This window comes from Actinoplanes sp. NPDC019969, from assembly GCF_055562375.1.
The window spans coordinates 443,909-460,563 of record NZ_JBVHFK010000006.1 but is presented as its reverse complement, the minus strand read 5'-3'; the positions used below and the strand labels follow the sequence as shown (position 1 = coordinate 460,563).

Sequence of the window (16,655 nt, the reverse complement as noted above, 5' to 3'; positions counted from 1 at the left end):
GACACGGCGCTGATCGTGACATCAGCGCCGTGTCAGCGCGGCACGGCACCGTGTCCGGCATGGACACCACGTATGCGATCCACGCCGAAGGGCTGGTGAAACGCTACGGCGACACCACCGCCCTGGACGGCGTCGACCTGGCCGTGCGCCCCGGGACGGTGCTCGGCCTGCTCGGCCCGAACGGGGCCGGCAAGACCACCGCGGTCCGGATCCTGACCACCCTGATCACCCCGGACGCCGGGCACGCGACCGTCGACGGCCACGACGTCGTAGGGCAGCCGCACCGGGTCCGCGAGCTGATCGGCCTGACCGGCCAGTACGCCTCCGTCGACGAGACACTGACCGGCACCGAGAACCTGCTCATGATCGGGCGGCTGCTCGGCCTGTCCCGGGGCGCCGCCCGGGCCCGCGCCGCCGAACTGCTGGACCGTTTCGACCTCACCGGCGCGGCGAGCCGTGCCGCCGGGAAGTACTCCGGCGGCATGCGGCGCCGCCTCGACCTGGCCGCCAGCCTGGTCGGCCGGCCCCGCCTGCTCTACCTCGACGAACCCACCACCGGGCTCGACCCGCGCAGCCGCAACGAGGTGTGGGACATCGTCCGCGGCCTGGTCCGGGACGGGGTGACGGTGCTGCTCACCACCCAGTACCTCGACGAGGCCGACCAGCTCGCCGGCGAGATCGTGGTGATCGACCACGGCCGGGTCATCGCCACCGGTACCCCGGCCGCGCTGAAGGCCCGTACCGGTGCGCAGACCCTGACCGTCCGCCCCGCCTTCGCCGATGAGCTGGCCCGGGTCCGGGACGCCGTCGGCCGGGTCGCGGCCGGTCCCGTCGACGTGGCCGCGGAGATCGTCACCGCCCCGGTCAGCGACCCCGGAGCGCTCGCCAAACTCGTGCGGGACCTGGACGAACACGGGCTCGCCGTGGCCGAGCTGGCACTGCGCAGCCCCAGCCTGGACGAGGTCTTCCTGAGCCTGACGGGAGCACGATCGTGACGACCATGCCCTTGCGGAACACCGCCACCCTGGCCTGGCGGACCCTCGTGCAGATCAAGCACAACCCGTTCGAGCTGATCGATTTCAGCATCCAGCCGATCATGTTCCTGCTGCTGTTCACGTACGTCTTCGGCGGCGCGATGGCCGGCAGCCCCGCCGAGTACCTCGTCTTCGCCCTGCCCGGCATCATCGTGCAGAACCTGATGTTCGCCACCATGAACACCGGCATCGGCCTCAACACCGACATCACCAAGGGCGTCTTCGACCGGCTGCGGTCCCTGCCGATCAGCCGGTTCTCCCCGCTGGCCGGCCGGATCGCCGCCGACGTCGTCAAACAGGCCTGGGCGATCGTGCTGCTGCTGGTCATCGGCATGATCCTCGGCTTCCGGATCGAGACCGGACCGGCCGCCACCCTCGCCGCCATCGGCCTGCTGCTCATCTTCGCGGTCGCGCTCGCCTGGACGTCGGTGCTGGTGGCGATGCTGGTCAGCAGCCCGGAGAAGGTGCAGATCCTCGGGTTCGTGCTGTACTTCCCGATCACCATGGCCAGCGGGGCCTTCGTCGACCCGGCGACCATGCCCGGCTGGCTGCAGGCGTTCGCCGAGGTCAACCCGACCACGCTGCTCGCCGACGCGGTCCGCGGGCTGCTCAGCGGCGGGCCGGTCGCCGGGCCGGTCACCTGGTCACTGGCCTGGTCGGCGGGACTCCTGCTGATCTTCGCCCCGCTCTCGGTCCGGGCCTTCCGCCGCCGCGTCTAGACCCTTCCCAGCGTGTGGAGTTCGGCCGTCATACGAGCCCGAACTCCACACGATGCGTCTGACTTCTGGTGTGTGGAGTTCGGGCGTCATGCCGGCCCGAACTCCACACAGGTGGAGAGCGCCGTGCTCATGGTGACGCCGGCGGCCCCGGCGTAGGCGGCCGCGAACGCCGTGTCGCCCAGCGCGCTCCGGGCGGCGCGTTCCACCCGGTCGGCGTGCGGGTCGGAACGGTCGCGGGTGCCGCGTACGGCGTCGGCGGCGCCCAGCAGGAACGCGGCCCGCGCCGGATCGCCCCGACGCATCGCCAGATCCGCTGTCGCCGCCAGCACCGCCCCGATCACCGGCGAATCCTTCGTCCCCTCCGCAATCAGCAACGCCTCCCGGTGCAGCGCCGCCGCCCGCGCCAGGTCACCGGCGCCGCCCTCGGCCAGCGCGGCGGTGCTGCAGGCCAGCGCCCGGAACTGCGGCGCCACCGGCACGTCCCCGACCAGCCGTAACGCCTCGGCGGCCAGCTCGTGGGCCTCGGCCCAGCGGCCCTCGGCCAGGGCCAGGGTGGCCTGCCCGTGCCGGACCGCCGCGAGCGTCTCGGCGGCGGCGGCCGGGCCGGCGGCGTACTCCTCGGCCCGCGCCAGCACCCGGCGTGCCTCGGCCGTGTCCCCGGCCATCCACAGCTGATGCGCCAGCTTGACGGTGAGCTGCGGCACCTCCTCCCGGGTGCCCACCTCCTCGGCCAGCGCCAGCGACTCCCGCTGCCAGATCACCGCACGGGCGAAGTCCCCCTCGGCCGCGGCCAGGTCCGCCAGCGCGGTCAGCGTGAAACCGGTGCCCCAGCGTTCGCCGGTCGCCCGGAAACCGTCCAGCGCCGTCAGCAGGCCGGCCTGCACGTCGCCGGTCTGCTCGCCGAAGTTCAGGCGGATGTGCGCGATGAACATGTGGGCGACCGCGCGCAGCCACGGGTCCGGGTCGTCCAGCAGGCCCTCGGCGCCGCCGAACCCGTCCGCGCCCCGGTCCCCGGAGGCGAGCGTCACCAGGGTCGGCAGCAGCCGCAGCACCGGATGGGCGGACCGGTCGGCGGCGCCCAGCTCCTCGGCCCGCCGCAGGGACTCCTGGATCTCGGGCAGGCTCATCAGACCCTCGAAACCGTTGAGGGCGGTGTACGCGTACGCCAGCGCCAGATCGGACCGTTCCGCCTCGCCCGGCATGGCGAGCATGTCCCGGTACAACGCGGTGCCCTCCGCCCGGTGCCCGCGCAACCACCAGTACCAGCCCAGAGCGGCGCCCAGCGCGACCGCCGTCGCCCGGTCACCCGCGCCGACGGCGGCCCGGATCGAGGCGTGCAGGTTGTCGTGCTCGTCGCCGAGCCGGCGTAGCCAGAGCAGCTGATCCGGGCCGCGCAGATGCGGGCCCGCCGTCCGCGCCACGTCGAGCAGATACGCGGCGATCGCCCGGCGCGCGTCCTCGGTCTCCTCCGTGCCGCTGAGGCGCTCCAGGCCGTACTCCCGGATCGTCTCCAGCATCCGGTACCGCCCGTCCGGGCCCAGCACCAGCAACGACTTGTCCACCAGCGAACCCAGCGGATCCAGGTCGGGGCCGCAGATCCGCTCCACCGCGGTCACGTCCGCGCCGCCGGGCAGCAGCGCCAGCCGCCGCCACAGCCGCTGCTCCGGCTCCGACAGCAGATCCCAGCTCCAGTCGACCACCGCGCGCAGCGTCCGGTGCCGGGGGAGCGCGGCCCGGCTGCCGCCGGTCAGCAGCCGGAACCGGTCCGCGAGACGGTCGGCCAGAACCTCGACCGGGAGGGTACGCAGCCGGGCCGCCGCCAGCTCGATCGCGAGGGGGATGCCGTCCAGGGCGCGGCAGATCCGTACCACCGCACCGGTGTTGCCCGGGGTCAGCGTCAACCCGGACGCCCGGTCCAGCAGCAGGCGCACCGCCGCCGCCCGCCCCGCCGTGCCCGGGTCCGCGTCGGCCGGCGGCAGGCCCAGCGGCTCCACCGGGAACAGCCGCTCACCCGGCAACCCCAGCGGCTCCCGGCTCGTCACCAGCACCCGCAGACCCGGCGCGGCCCGCAGCAGCACGTCGGCGACCTCCGCGGCCGCCTCCACGAGATGCTCACAGTTGTCCAGGATCAGCAGCAGCTCCCGGCCCGCCACCGCCTCCCGCAGCCGGGCCGGCGTCTCCACCGCCGGACCGCTCAGCATCACCCGGCCCCGCAGGCCCAGGGCGGTGAGCACGGCTTGCGGGAGCTCGGCTGGGTCCCGTACCGGAGCCAGCTCCACCAGCCACGCCGAACCCGTCAGCCGGGCGCCGACCTCGACCGACAGCCTCGTCTTGCCGCTCCCGCCCGGGCCGGTCAGGGTGACCAGCCGATGTGCCGTGAGCAGCGCGCACACCGCCCGCACCGCGTCGTCCCGGCCCACGAAGCTGCTCATCTCGGCCGGCAGGTTCCCCACCCCGTGCTGCTCCCGCAGAAGATCCAGATGCAGTGCCGCCAGCTCCGCTGACGGATCCACCCCCAGCCGGTCCGCGAGCCGCCGCCGCGTCTCCTCGAACACCTCCAGCGCCCGCCCCCGGTTCCCCGCCCGGCGCAGCGCCCGGACCAGCAGCACCGCCAGCGGCTCGTCCAGCGGATGCGCCGCGACCAGCGCCTCCAGCTCCGGAACCACATCCCGGTGCGCCATCTCCCCGGCCAGCCATTGCCGAAGCGCCGCCGATCTCGTCGTCTCCAGCCGGGCAGCCTCGGGCCGGGCGACATCCGGGAACTCCAGCTCCCCGCGCCACAGGGCGAGCGCCTTCGCCGGATCCTCCACCGCCAGCCGGGCGAACCGGTGCGCGTCCACCCGATCCGGCTCGATCACCAGCCGGTATCCGGTCGCCGTCGCTTCCACGACCAGGCCCGGCGCGGCCCGCCGCAACCGCGACACCAGCGCCTGCAGGGCGTTCCCGGCGCCGGCCGGCGGCTCCGCACCCCAGATCCCGTCGATCAGCCGGCCGGCGGCCACGGTGCGGCCCGCCTCCAGAGCGAACAGGACCACGAGGGTGCGCAGCCGCGCCCCCGCCACGGGCAGCAGCACCCCGTCCCCATCCCGTACCTCCACCGCCCCGAGCACCGCGATCTCCACCCGTCGATTCTCCCGCCCGAGCCGCTCCGATGGTGACCGCCATCTCCGCCCGCCGGTCGCTCCGGGGCGCTGGCAGACTGATCACCGTGGAGTTCGAGGTGCTGGACGGGACACCGGGCCTGATGCTGGCCCAGGTCGCGCACGTCCTGATCCCCGGACACGGCCGCGACCCCGACGCCGTCGGCCTCACCCCGGGCGGCGCCGACCGCTGCCGGACCGCGCTCGCCGTGCACGAGCACCTGGGCCGCGGGCTGATCGTCTGCTCCGGCTACAAGTCGCCGGTGGACGGCAAGGGCGCCGACTGGACCGCCCTCGACGCGCCCGGTGAGACGTTCCGCGGCGTCCCGGAGGCCGACCTGATGCGCTCCTACCTGATGGCCGCCGGCGCCGACCCCACCGTCATCCGCGTCGAACGGCACTCCGTCGACACCGTCACCAACCTGCTCCGCGCCGAACACGAGGGCCACTTCGGCGACGACCGCCCGGTCGCCGTCGTCGCCCAGCGCGGCCACCTGCGCCGCATCCTGTCCACCGTGGCCCCGCGTACGCTGCGCCGCCCGTACCTCGGTGTGGTCGTCCCCACCGCCGGCGCCGCCCGGGAGAACCCCCTGGCCGCCCCGGTCAGCCGGCTGATCAGCGCATCCCTCCCCGCCGACCCGGCCGCCGCGATCGCCACGGCGACCCGCCGCTCGGAGTTCCTGTGGGGCGCCGCCCAGCGCCTCGGCAAGCGCTCCTACCACTAGCCGGCACGAGCCTCCGGATCGCTAGGCTCCGTCCATGATCGAACGACCGACCGGCCGGTGGCGACGTGAGACGGCCGAGCAGGAGGCTGCCGTGGCGGCCGGGAAACTGCCGCCCGGCGAGGCGTACGCGGCCGCTTGGTGGCCGGAGGACTTCCTCGCCCGAGTCGACGCCGTCCTGGCGGCCTACGAGCGGGACGTCGCCCGGCTCGATCCGGGCAGCGACGCGGAGGTGTGGGCCGCGGTCGAGCGTGTGGTCGTGGGGCTCAACGAGGCGGACAGCGGCGAGATCGAGACGACGATCCGCGAGGAGCTGTGCGAGTACATCGACGAGGTCCTGACCGGGGCGGGCGTCGACGTCGAGGCCCTGACCGGCCGGCGCGGCCTGGATCCCGCCGAGCTGACCGACCAGTGGCGCGACTGGTAGACACACGAGACGGCGGTCATCCCCGGCCGGAGCCGGGCATGACCGCCGTCGTCGTCAGGCGCGAGCGTCAGACGTTGTAGTACATCTCGAACTCGTGCGGGGTCGGGCGGAGCCGGACCGGGTCGATCTCGTTGGTGCGCTTGTAGTCGATCCACGTCGAGATCAGGTCGTCGGTGAAGACGCCACCGGCGGTGAGGAACTCGTGGTCGGCCTCGAGCGAGTTGAGCACCGCGTCGAGGGAACCCGGCACCTGCTTGACGTTGCCCCACTCCTCCGGCGGCAGGTCGTACAGGTCCTTGTCGATCGGCGCCGGGGGCTCGATCTTGTTCTTGATGCCGTCGAGGCCCGCCATCATCTGGGCGGAGAACGCCAGGTACGGGTTCGACGACGGGTCCGGGACGCGGAACTCGACGCGCTTGGCCTTCGGGTTGCTGCCGGTCACCGGGATGCGGGTGCAGGCGGACCGGTTGCGCTGCGAGTACACCAGGTTGACCGGGGCCTCGTAACCGGGCACGAGACGCCGGTACGAGTTGACGGTCGGGTTGGTGAACGCGAGCAGCGACGGCGCGTGGTGGAGCAGGCCGCCGATGTACCAGCGGGCCATGTCGGACAGGCCGGCGTACCCGGTCTCGTCGTAGAACAGCGGCTCGCCGCCGAGCCACAGGCTCTGGTGGGTGTGCATGCCGGAGCCGTTGTCACCGAAGAGCGGCTTCGGCATGAACGTCGCCGTCTTGCCGTGCTCCCAGGCGGTGTTCTTGATGATGTACTTGAACAGCTGCATCTGGTCGCCGGCGTGCAGCAGCGTCGAGAACTTGTAGTTGATCTCGCCCTGGCCGGCGGTGCCGACCTCGTGGTGCGAGCGCTCGACGGTGAAGCCGGTGTCGACGAGGCGGCGCACCATGGCGTCCCGCAGGTCGGCGTAGTGATCGACCGGGGACACCGGGAAGTAGCCGCCCTTGAAGGCGGTCTTGTAGCCGCGGTTGCCGCCCGGCTCCTCGCGGCCGCTGTTCCAGGCGCCCTCGATCGAGTCGATGTAGTAGAACGCCTGGTGGGCGGAGGTCTCGTGGCGGATCGAGTCGAAGATGTAGAACTCCGCCTCGGCGCCGAAGTAGGCGGTGTCGGCGATGCCGCTGGAGGCGAGGTAGGCCTCGGCCTTCTTGGCCACGTTCCGCGGGTCGCGCGAGTACGCCTCGCGGGTGAACGGGTCGTGGATGAAGAAGTTCAGGGCGAGCGTCTTCTGGATCCGGAACGGGTCGATGAAGGCGGTCGCGACGTCCGGCAGGAGCAGCATGTCGGACTCGTGGATGGCCTGGAAGCCGCGGATCGAGGATCCGTCGAAGGCGAGGCCGTCGGTGGCAACACTGTCGTCGAACGACTCGACCGGGATGTTGAAGTGCTGCATCACACCCGGGAGGTCACAGAAACGTACGTCGACGAACTTGACGTCCTCGTCTTTGAGGTATCGCAGGAGTTCCTCGGGATTGGCGAACACACGTCCTCCTGGCACAGTTTTCCGATACCGGGCGGCATGGGCCGCCACCTGGCAGGGCTGGTCGCGACGTTATGGGTCCGGAGTTGCCCCGGCGTATCCCTATTGTTTCCGCCGTGTTACGTAGTGCGTTCAGCAGGCACGGCGACAGCGCGAGCCGATCAGAAAAACCCTATCGCGTACGCTCGTAAGGCGTGGCTGCTTCAGTGAACGAGACGACCGCCCTGGAGCCTGCCGGCCTGGGCCCGCGCCTGGGTGCGATCGTGATCGACCAGATCCTCTTCGTGCTCGTCGCCAGTCTCTACGCCAGCCCGACGGCCACCCCCTGGCCGGCCGTCGTCGTGCTGATCGTGGCGAACACCTTCTTCCTCGGACTGTTCGGGCAGACGCCGGGCATGCGACTGTGCCGTGTCCGCTGTGCCTCTTACCCCGACGGTGGCGTGATAGGCCTGTTCCGCGGACTGATCCGCGCCGTCCTGCTGGCTCTCTTCGTCCCCGCGATCATCCTGAACAGCCAGGGCCGGGGCCTGCACGACCGCGCTGCCGGCTCGATCGTGGTCGCGGTCCCCCAGTCCTGAGCGTGTGGATTTCGGCCGTCATACGCGCCCGAAATCCACACGCGGGACTCAGCGGAAGGCCCGGCGGATCTCCGGCTCCGGCGGCTCGTCACCGCGGCCGGTCACCACGCCACCGCCCGGGGTGCGTACCCCGAACGCCTGCTCGTCGGTGACCAGCTCGTGCTCCTCGCGTACCGGGATCGGCTCCCCGCCGCCCCGGCGTTTGCCCAGCTCCGGCGAGACCGTGCCAGGCCGGTTCGGCGCGGCGGGAGCGTCCGGTGTGGCCGCCCGGCTGCGCAGGCCCCACGGCCCGCTGTCCGGCCGGGCCGGTTCCGGCGCGTCGATGACCCCGGAGCCACCGCGCCGCCGGGCCTCGTCGGCGCCGAACAGGTCCGACCAGGCCGCGCCGCCGCGTGCCGCCGTGCGATGCGGTTTCCAGGGCGGGGGAGCGGTGGGCGAGGCCGGGCGGTTCAGCACCGGTGGCGCGGTGCCGCCGGGCCGCTGCGCGGCGGGCGTCTGACGGACCTCCGCGGCACTGCCCGGCCGGATGTTGCGGTCCTCGACGGGATTTTTCAGTACGGGCGGAGCAGCCGACCCGGGCGGCCGCCGGAACGTGTCCGTCCCGCCCGGCTTGCCGGGTCTGGCGCCGGGCCGTTCCCCGCGCCGTCCGGCGCCGGGCGGCGGCGGGGTCACTCCCGGGGTACCGCCGGGACGTCCGGCCTGCCCCGGCGGGGTCGTTCCCGGGGCGCCGCGGCCGGGACGTCCGGCCTGCCCCGGCGGGGTGACGCCCGGCGGCTGCGTGCGCCTGCGGTCCCCGGGGCGCCCGCCGGGCGGGATCGGCGGGGTGATGCCGGGCGTGGTGATGCCGGGCGTGGTGCGGCCGGGCCGCTGGGCGCCGGGCGGCGGCGGGGTGACGCCGGGCGTGGTGCGCCCGGGACGGCTGCCGGGCGGCGGGACGAAGACGGGCCGGTTGATCTGCCGCCCGCCCGGAGGCACGATCGGCACGCTCGGGACGGCCGGCCGCCGGATGGTCCGTCCCGGCAGGTTGCCGGGCGGAATCGCGACGCTCGGCCCGCCGCCGGGCCGGGGGATCTGCGGCGGCAGCCCCGGCCGTACACCGCCGGGCGGGAAGATCGGGGTCCCGCCGGGCGGCAGCTTCCCCGGCGGAAGGGTGCCGGGCGGCAGAGCGCCCGGCGGCAGGGTTCCGGGAGGCAGGGTTCCCGGCGGGAGAGCACCGGGCGGAAGCGTTCCCGGCGGCAGGACCGCGGGCGGCAGCACGCCGTTGCCACCCGGCTGGGGCAGCGGCGGCGCGACGCCCGGCGGCACGGCCCCGGGCGGCGTCACACCGGGCGGAAGAGTTCCCGGAGGTACGGCATTCGGCGGCTGGACACCGGGCGGCAGGACACCGGGCGGATTGATGCCCGGCGGCAGCAGCCCCTGCGGCGGAGGGGTGCCCGGCTGGACCTCGCCCAGCGGCGGCGGGGATCCCGGAGCGGTCGATCCGGGCCCGAACACGGGACCACCGGGCCCGCCCGTCCCGGGAACCGCCGCGGGCTGGCTGAGCACCGCGTTCAACGGCTGCACCGGCGGACCGGCCCCGTTGCTGATCATGCCGAGGTAGTCGAAGTACTGGTTGCCGTAGTGCTGCGCCAGCGCCTGCGCCTCCTCCCGGTACTTCCGCTCGACAGCGGAGACGTCCTCCTCCCGTTTCGCCTGGGCTGCGTCGTCCCAGCCGTCGCGCTCGGTGAAGACCGCCTTGAGGTTCTCGCCGAAGCCGATGTCCTGCGCCCCGGCCAGTTCCTGCCGGTAGTCCCGCAGCAGCAGCTCCATCTGGTCACGTGCCTCGGCCGAGACGTCGCTCAGGTGCCGGAGCGCGACGATGTTGCGCTGCGCCGCGTCCATCCACTCGTCCAGGTAGACCAGGGTCTCGCCGGGTCCCTTCCGGAGGAAGGCGTCCCGGGCGGCAGGCGACTTCCAGGTCTCGTTGCGCAGCACGATGCTCTGGTTCAGCACGAAGTCCCGGACGTCCAGCAGCAGCTGCCAGGCGTTCTGCCACTGGTCGGCGAGCGTGGCGATCTGCTCCGGGTGCATGTTCCGGATCCGCTGGCTGATCTGCTCGATGGTGGCCGGGTTGCCCGGTCCGGGCGCCCCGGTGAACGGCGTGGTCGACGACGGGTACTCGGCGTACCGCGTCTGCCCGGTCTGTGGGGTGTACCCGTAGTTGCGGTCGGCGGTCGCGCCGAAGTGGTCGGCCATGACGATCAGCCCTCCACCCGGTACGGGTCGGCGATGGACGGGCCGACATGGTCCTGCCCGGCGGTCGCGACCCCGCTGTTGACCCGGTTCGTCACCACGATCCGCCCCTTCTCGTCACGTTCCTCGGTGACCGTGATCCGCTCGGCCGAGTCCGAGTCGGTGAACTCGGTCGTCCGGTGCACGGTGTTGCCGTCCGCGTCCCGGACGTCGGTGCTGCGCCCCTCGACCCGCTGGTCCTCGTCGAACCTGGTCCGGGTCTCGGTGGTGCCGATCTGCCTGCCGTCGGGGCCGAACGTGTCCTCGACGGTGATCTCCACGTTGTCGACCTGCCGGGTCGTCGCGCGGCCGGTGACCGACGCGACCTTCTCGCCCTTGCTGTCGTACACCGTCGTGGTGGTCGTGACCGGGCCGCCGGGCGGGCTGAACGTCAGCACGTCCCGCCGCTCGCCGTTCGGGCCGGTCGCCGTCTCCAGGGTCTGGTACGCCGAGATCCGTGTCGACGAGGCCGGCTGCCACAGCGGGCTGTTCGCGGGCGGCGGCACCGGCCCGGTGGCCGCCTGCTGCTCCTGGAAGGTCCGTCCGACGCCCTCGGGCAGCCCGGCCGGGCGCGGCGCGCTCTTGTCGCCGAACGCGAACAGGACGTCGTTGAGCGAGGCCGCCGCCATCGCGTCGCTGCTGCCGTAGCTGTCCGCCACGACCCGCGCCGCGTTCGCGATGTTGCCCACCGACTCGGCGAGCTTCTGCAGGTAGATGGACATCTCGCCGGCGTTGGCGATCAGCCCGGTCCGGACCGCGTCGGCCTCGCCCAGGATCTCGCCCTGGAACGCGGCGTCCGGGATCGTGCTCAGCGGCGCCAGGTAGCCGGCCCGGGAGGTGATCTCGTTCTGGTGGCTCGCCAGCCGGGTCGCGTAGTCCCGCAACCCCTCCAGGTCGATGTCGACCGGGATGGTGCCGTCCAACCACGGTGCGCCCGCGCTGCCGGCGTCCGGATAGGGATTGCTCGCGCCCATCACGCCTCCCGGGATTCCCTTCTCTCCGCCCCGCTATTGATCAAGATAATTGTTGATCGCGAAAGCGGCTGACAGAGGAGAGTACGCGCGCTCCCCGGATCGGGTTCGACGAGATTATTTGAAAAAGTCTCGAACCGAGTACGGGGGAGTGGCGTACGGATAGGCATAACCCACTGGCGGCCCGGAACCGGATCGCCGACCGATGAATCGGGGAGAAGATCGTGGCAGGAACGCCGGGCATGGGTCAGGTCCATGCCACTCAGGAACAGCTCACCGCGATGGCCAACCGCTGCGCCGACACCGGGCAGAACATCTCCAGCGGGATGAACCAGCTGCTCGGCCAGATCCAGGGCCTCAGCGGCGGCGCCTTCGCCGGTACCGCGAACAACGCGCTGCAGGACGTCTCCGCGCAGCTCAACGACGGCCTGAACAAGATCATGCAGGCGCTGGCCGAGCTCGGCGGCAAGATGTCCGCCGCCTCGCAGACCTACGGGGTCAACGACGAGGAAGCCGCCACGAACCTGCGCAACGCCGCCGCCGGTGGTGGCGACACCGCCGTCATGAACGCCCTTCGCGGCTGACCAGGCCCCGACGAGAACCCGGATCGGAGAGAGCAGAGACCATGAACATCACGTACAACTTCGGCCAGATCAACGAGGCCTCGGCCAGCATCAACAAGTTCCAGGGCGACATGGACCAGCAGCTCAACGACCTGTACACCGCGTTCACCCAGCTCTTCGCGCAGGACTGGACCGGCGCCGCGGGCACCGCCTGCGACGAGGCCCGGCAGAAGTGGAACCAGGGCGCCACCGAGATCAAGCAGGCCCTCGCCAGCGTCGGTGTGAAGCTGGGCGCCTCCGCCGACCGGATGCAGCAGGTCGACGCGCAGATCGCCTCGAACATGTGACGACCCGGCCGCGGAGGATCGGCCGCCGGCAGTCCCACCGGCGGCTGATCCGCGTACTTTTGAAAGGTACGGGGGAATGGCCGTTCCATCGCAATTCCGCCAGCAGCCCGAGACGGGCGTGAAACGCCGCGCGACGATCTCCGAATGGTCGCGAAAAGGGCTCCCGATCATCATTTCCGCCGTGACGGCCGGCACCCTCGCCGCCGTTCCGGCAGTCGCTGCTCCGGCAGGGGCCGCTCGGGTGGCAGCCGCCGCGCCCGGGCAGAACTGCGCCGAACCGGGCGAGGCGGAGGTCCGCGTGTCCTGGCCGCGGACCATGCTCCAGGCCCGCGACATCGGCCCGATCGAGAACGGCGCGGGCGTCCTCGTGGCCGTCCTCTCCACCGGTGTCGACGCCGGCCAGCCGCTGCTCGGCGGGCGGGTCGCGGCGGGCGCCGACGTGGCCGGCACCGGCCGGGCCGACACCGACTGCACCGGCGCGGGCACCCAGGTGGCCGGAGTGATCAACGGCCGGGCGGCCGGCGAGGTCGCCGGGATCGCGCCCGGCGCACGGGTGCTGCCGATCCGCGTGATGCCGGACGACCCGGCCGGATCCGAGCCGACGCCCGGGTCCCTCGCGCAGGGCATCCGTACCGCGGCGCAGAACGGCGCCGCCGTCGTGGTGGTGACCGTACCCGTCTACACCGGCCAGCGAGCGTTGGAAACGGCGGTCGCGGACGCGGTCGCCGCGGGCACGGTCGTGGTCGCGGCGGTCGGCGAGGTGGAGCGGGACGAGAAGGCGCGGCGTACGCCGTACCCCGCGGCCTACGACGGCGTCATCGGTGTCGGCGCGATCGGCCCGGACGGCCGGATCATGGCCGGATCCCGCCCGGGCGGCTTCGTCGACCTGGTAGCGCCCGGAGTCGACGTCCCGTCCACGCAGACCGGTCGCGGGCTGGTGCTGACCGGCGGCACCGCGATCGCCGCCGGATTCGTCGGCGCGTCGGCCGCCCTGGTCCGCGCACGGTACCCCGGGGCCACCCCGGCGCAGGTCACCCGGCTCCTGGCGGCCACCGCGAGCCCCGCCCCGGCCGACCCGGCGTTCGGAGCCGGTGTGGTCAGCCCGTACGCCGCCCTCACCTCCCGCATGGTCGGCACCGAACCCCGCGTGCTCCCCGGCGTGCCGGCCGCCGCGCCCGCGATGGACGCCGCCGAGTTCCAGCGCCGGGTCATCGCCATGAACGCCGCCGCGATCACCGCCGTCCTGGTGCTCGTCCTGCTCCTGGTCGCCGCCGCGTTCCGCCGCAGCCGCCGCCGCAAATGGCGCCCCGGCCTCCCACCCCGCCTGCCGACCCCACCCGAGCCCCTCGAACCCACACCCCCGGTGATGCTGCACTGACCCCAACCCCTGGCTGGTTGTCAGGGCTGTCTCGGCGGCCGGGAGACAGCCGTGACGACCAGCCGGGGAACGGCCGGGGCCGCGCTGGGGTTCGGGTCAGCGCGGACCGTGCGCGCCGGGGCACGGGACGGGCGGGATCGGTGGGGGCGGCGTACGGCGGAAGGGGTTAGTCGGCGGCCTGGACAGCGAGGCGCGGGTCCAGGGTGACCCCCTCCGGGATCGCGTTGATCAGGGCGGTCGGCACTCCGGTGGCGGCGGCCGGGTCGTAACCGAGCGCCTGCGCGGCGGCCTCACCGGAGAGCGGGTGGGCCAGGGCGACGTCGGTGACCAGTACCAGGGTGCCCGAGCCGGGGACCCGGACCAGGGCGAATCCGCCGGCGCCGACCTGGACGGAACTGGCGAGGGCGCGGCCGCCACCGTTGTTGCCGGGGGTGGGGATGGCCGCGCCGAACGATCCGGCGGCGCCCGCGGCGACGCCGACCTTCGGTGGCGCGCCGGCGTCGGCGGTGACCGCGCAGACGGCGTCGGTGGCGGTGGCGTTCTCCAGTGGGGGAACCTTCGCGGGCCCGGCCGCGTCGCCGAGGGCCCGGCTGACCGGGAGGCGGCCCAGGTCGTTGAGGGAGATCTCCTTCGGCCGCTCGCCGGACACCCCGGTCTCGATGGCCTGCTGCAGCTCGGTGATGCTGGCGACGCCGTCGTTCAGGACGATGTGGAACTCGGCGCCGCTGGCTGGCCGGCTGACCAGGATGTCGCCGTTGTCGAAGCCGGGGACCGCGCCGGACTCGTCGCCCGCTCCGGCGACCGGGACGGCGGTGATGTCGGCGCCGGCCGGGAGGGTGTCGAGCCAGGCGGGCGCGACCGGGACCGGCCGGCGGTTCTGGCCGAACAGGGCGTTGAAGGCCGCGGTCTGCGGGATGGGGTGCTTGCGGCCCTGCCAGATCAGGTGGGTGCCTGACGTCTCCGGATCGTCGTCGACCACGAGGGCGCTCGCGTCCAGGGGCTTGCCGGCCGGGCCTTTCCCGCCGACGACCAGGACGGCCTGCGGGTCGTTGCCGGGGACCGCGCACATCGTCCACGGCAGGCGAAGCTGGCGGGCCGGTTCGGGCAGGGAGGCGGGTGCGCCGGCGATGCCGATGACGTTGCCGCGCGGGGTGCCGGTGAGCGATTTCGCGGCGATCCGGTAGACCGGCGGGTTCGGGCGGCCGGCGGCGAGTTTCGCGGAGGCGAAGTTGAGCGCGGGCAGGAGGCGTTTCCCCCGGTAGACGAAGCTGGCGCCGGATTCCCGCTCGACCACCACGGCGCCCTCCTGCTGCCACTGGTTGGCGCCGGTGCGGGTGAGCAGGCCGTAGACGCCGAACCCGGCGGCGACCAGCACGGCGATCATGAGGCCGCCGAACAGCGCGCCGATGCCGCGTCGCAGCGGCGACTGGGCCGGGTCGGTCTCGCGCATGACGAGCGCGGAGATCACCCGCTGGTTCATGAACTGGTACGACTGGAGCTGATCGCGCCGGGAGATCATCGCCGGTCACCCGCCGATCGACGCGAACAGGCCGCGGATGTCGTCGAAGACCCCGATCACCGCGCAGGCCAGCGGGATCAGCGCCATGATCGCGACGATGTCCAGGATGTCGGCGGCCCGGCCCAGGTACGGCGACGGCGGCCGGCGGCTGTAGATCAGCGCCGTGGGCAGGGCCACCGCGACGATCACCGCGGCGACCGCGATCAAGGCCAGCCCGGACCGGTCGGCGGCGAGCGCCGGGCCGATCCCCAGGCCGGCCAGCCCGAGCAGGCCGGCGGTCAGCAGCGGCACCCGCTGCTGCGGGGTGGGCAGCAGCCGGGCCCGCAGCAGCAGCGCGGCGACCGCGGCGATCATCAGGAGCACCGTGGACGTCGTCGGGTCGGTGCGGGCCAGCCAGATCATCGCCACCACGCTGCAGATCGCCGCGGACAGGATGAACCCGGTGAGCACCTCGGAGGCCCGCACCACGGCGGCGAACACGTCCTCGCGGCGGGGCAGTTTCTCGTCCTTGAGGATCTCCTCCGCCCGGTTCGGCAGCTGCGGGAACGGCAGCCGCCCGATCCAGCCGGCCAGCACCGGGTAGGCCGGGAGCAGCCCGATCGCGGCGGTCAGCGCGACGGCGGCGGCGCCCGCCGGGGACATGCCGGCCAGCGCGAGCATCGCCGCGAGCAGACCGGTCAGCCCGGCCGCGATGCCGGCCACGAAGAGCCGGGTCAGGCCTGCCACCCCGGCGTGCCCGATCACGCTGACCAGCAGCAGGGTGGACGAACCGAGGACCAGGCCGGCGACGCCGACGTCGAGCGGGCCGGCCGCGTCCGGGGTGAGCAGCCAGGCGCCGCCGAGGAACGCCCAGGGCAGGCCGGCCGCGGCCACCACCGCGCCGGCGCCCGCGTCGCCGAACGCGCGGGAGAGCAGGATGCCGAGGACCGCCAGGGCGAGCGCCACCCCGAGCGCGAACGCGCCGGGCAGCACCCACGCCGGGCCGGTGGCGGCCAGCCCGGCCAGGCCCAGCAACAGCGCGGCGGCGGTGACGGCGAGACCGCAGCGCCGGGTCGCGGCGGGACTCCACGACCGGGCGGCCCGCCGGGAGCCGCCGGCGATCACCTCGACCACGTCGTCGTACGCCAGCTCGGGCCAGTCCTCCCGGGCCGGGTTGAGATGCAGCAGGGCGCCGTCGCGCACGCCCTGGGCCGCCAGGTTCTTCCCCGGCTCCAGGACGGTGCCGGTGGCGTGCCGCAGGACCCAGCCGCCGTAACGCTCCGACGGCTCGCCCAGGGCGCCCTCGGCGTGCCGCAGCAGGTGCGGCAGCAGCTCGGCGACCAGCATGTTGTCGGGCAGGGCGAGGTCGAGGCGGCGGGTCGGGGCCGCGATGGTGACCCGGGCCAGGGAGGGCCCGCTCGCTGCGGGTGCGCTCACAGAGGACAACGTAGCGCGTCCGGAAGATCCATTCACGCTCACGGATGAACGCTAGGATGGGCGTCGCTACGTCACCGACGG

Annotated in this window: 14 protein-coding genes; 8 read left to right on the top strand and 6 right to left on the bottom strand. The window is 73.4% G+C overall.

From position 1 onward, the window contains the following. The first annotated feature begins 59 nt into the window (after nt 1-59). Together ACZ3II_RS20815 and ACZ3II_RS20810 are read left to right on the top strand one after the other, a co-directional pair. On the top strand, nt 60-995 hold the full coding sequence (locus ACZ3II_RS20815) for an ATP-binding cassette domain-containing protein (protein ID WP_465519309.1): 936 nt from the start codon (nt 60-62) through the stop codon (nt 993-995). Nucleotides 996-1,000: 5 nt separating this feature from the next. Then, entirely contained in the window at nt 1,001-1,753 is a 753-nt protein-coding gene (locus ACZ3II_RS20810) for an ABC transporter permease (protein ID WP_465519308.1), read from the top strand. A gap of 86 nt (nt 1,754-1,839) precedes the next feature. On the opposite strand, the gene ACZ3II_RS20805 is transcribed toward ACZ3II_RS20810, so the two are convergent. Beyond that, nucleotides 1,840-4,875, bottom strand: coding sequence for a BTAD domain-containing putative transcriptional regulator (locus tag ACZ3II_RS20805; RefSeq protein WP_465519307.1), 3,036 nt, complete (start codon nt 4,873-4,875; stop codon nt 1,840-1,842). An 86-nt stretch (nt 4,876-4,961) separates the two neighbouring features. Here ACZ3II_RS20805 and ACZ3II_RS20800 point away from each other — a divergent pair, with 86 nt between their 5' ends. Continuing rightward, nucleotides 4,962-5,618: an ElyC/SanA/YdcF family protein gene (locus ACZ3II_RS20800; protein ID WP_465519306.1), complete on the top strand. Its 657-nt coding sequence runs from the start codon at nt 4,962-4,964 to the stop codon at nt 5,616-5,618. A 34-nt stretch (nt 5,619-5,652) separates the two neighbouring features. After that, nucleotides 5,653-6,042 carry a hypothetical protein gene (locus ACZ3II_RS20795; protein ID WP_465519305.1) on the top strand — a complete coding sequence of 130 codons (390 nt, stop codon included), beginning with the start codon at nt 5,653-5,655 and terminating at the stop codon, nt 6,040-6,042. Nucleotides 6,043-6,109: 67 nt separating this feature from the next. Here the strand turns inward: ACZ3II_RS20795 and glnA are convergent, their stop codons facing one another. After that, complete coding sequence (glnA, locus tag ACZ3II_RS20790; protein WP_465519304.1) at nt 6,110-7,534, bottom strand: type I glutamate--ammonia ligase; 1,425 nt, start codon at nt 7,532-7,534, stop codon at nt 6,110-6,112. Between the two features lie 191 nt (nt 7,535-7,725). Here glnA and ACZ3II_RS20785 point away from each other — a divergent pair, with 191 nt between their 5' ends. Next, the gene (locus ACZ3II_RS20785) at nt 7,726-8,109 is read left to right on the top strand and encodes an RDD family protein (RefSeq protein ID WP_465519303.1); all 384 of its coding nucleotides are present in this window, start codon (nt 7,726-7,728) and stop codon (nt 8,107-8,109) included. A gap of 48 nt (nt 8,110-8,157) precedes the next feature. Here ACZ3II_RS20785 and ACZ3II_RS20780 read toward each other — a convergent pair whose 3' ends face one another. After that, complete coding sequence (locus tag ACZ3II_RS20780) at nt 8,158-10,344, bottom strand: ATP synthase subunit B family protein (RefSeq protein WP_465519302.1); 2,187 nt, start codon at nt 10,342-10,344, stop codon at nt 8,158-8,160. Between the two features lie 5 nt (nt 10,345-10,349). Beyond that, nucleotides 10,350-11,354 carry a hypothetical protein gene (locus ACZ3II_RS20775; RefSeq protein ID WP_465519301.1) on the bottom strand — a complete coding sequence of 335 codons (1,005 nt, stop codon included), beginning with the start codon at nt 11,352-11,354 and terminating at the stop codon, nt 10,350-10,352. Between the two features lie 239 nt (nt 11,355-11,593). Between ACZ3II_RS20775 and ACZ3II_RS20770 the strand changes: the two genes are divergently transcribed. The 3 genes from ACZ3II_RS20770 (at nt 11,594) to ACZ3II_RS20760 (ending at nt 13,639) form a co-directional block, all read left to right on the top strand. Then, nucleotides 11,594-11,935 (top strand): WXG100 family type VII secretion target, encoded by a 342-nt coding sequence (locus ACZ3II_RS20770; protein ID WP_465519300.1) that lies wholly within the window; start codon nt 11,594-11,596, stop codon nt 11,933-11,935. Between the two features lie 41 nt (nt 11,936-11,976). After that, nucleotides 11,977-12,261 (top strand): WXG100 family type VII secretion target, encoded by a 285-nt coding sequence (locus ACZ3II_RS20765; protein ID WP_465519299.1) that lies wholly within the window; start codon nt 11,977-11,979, stop codon nt 12,259-12,261. Nucleotides 12,262-12,442: 181 nt separating this feature from the next. Next, complete coding sequence (locus ACZ3II_RS20760) at nt 12,443-13,639, top strand: S8 family serine peptidase (RefSeq protein WP_465519298.1); 1,197 nt, start codon at nt 12,443-12,445, stop codon at nt 13,637-13,639. A 166-nt stretch (nt 13,640-13,805) separates the two neighbouring features. Here the strand turns inward: ACZ3II_RS20760 and eccB are convergent, their stop codons facing one another. Then, nucleotides 13,806-15,158, bottom strand: coding sequence for a type VII secretion protein EccB (gene eccB, locus ACZ3II_RS20755; RefSeq protein WP_465519297.1), 1,353 nt, complete (start codon nt 15,156-15,158; stop codon nt 13,806-13,808). 6 nt (nt 15,159-15,164) lie between these two features. After that, a complete protein-coding gene (gene eccD / locus ACZ3II_RS20750) occupies nt 15,165-16,574 on the bottom strand; it encodes a type VII secretion integral membrane protein EccD (RefSeq protein WP_465519296.1) in 1,410 nt (469 codons plus the stop codon). Between the last annotated feature and the right edge of the window lie 81 nt (nt 16,575-16,655).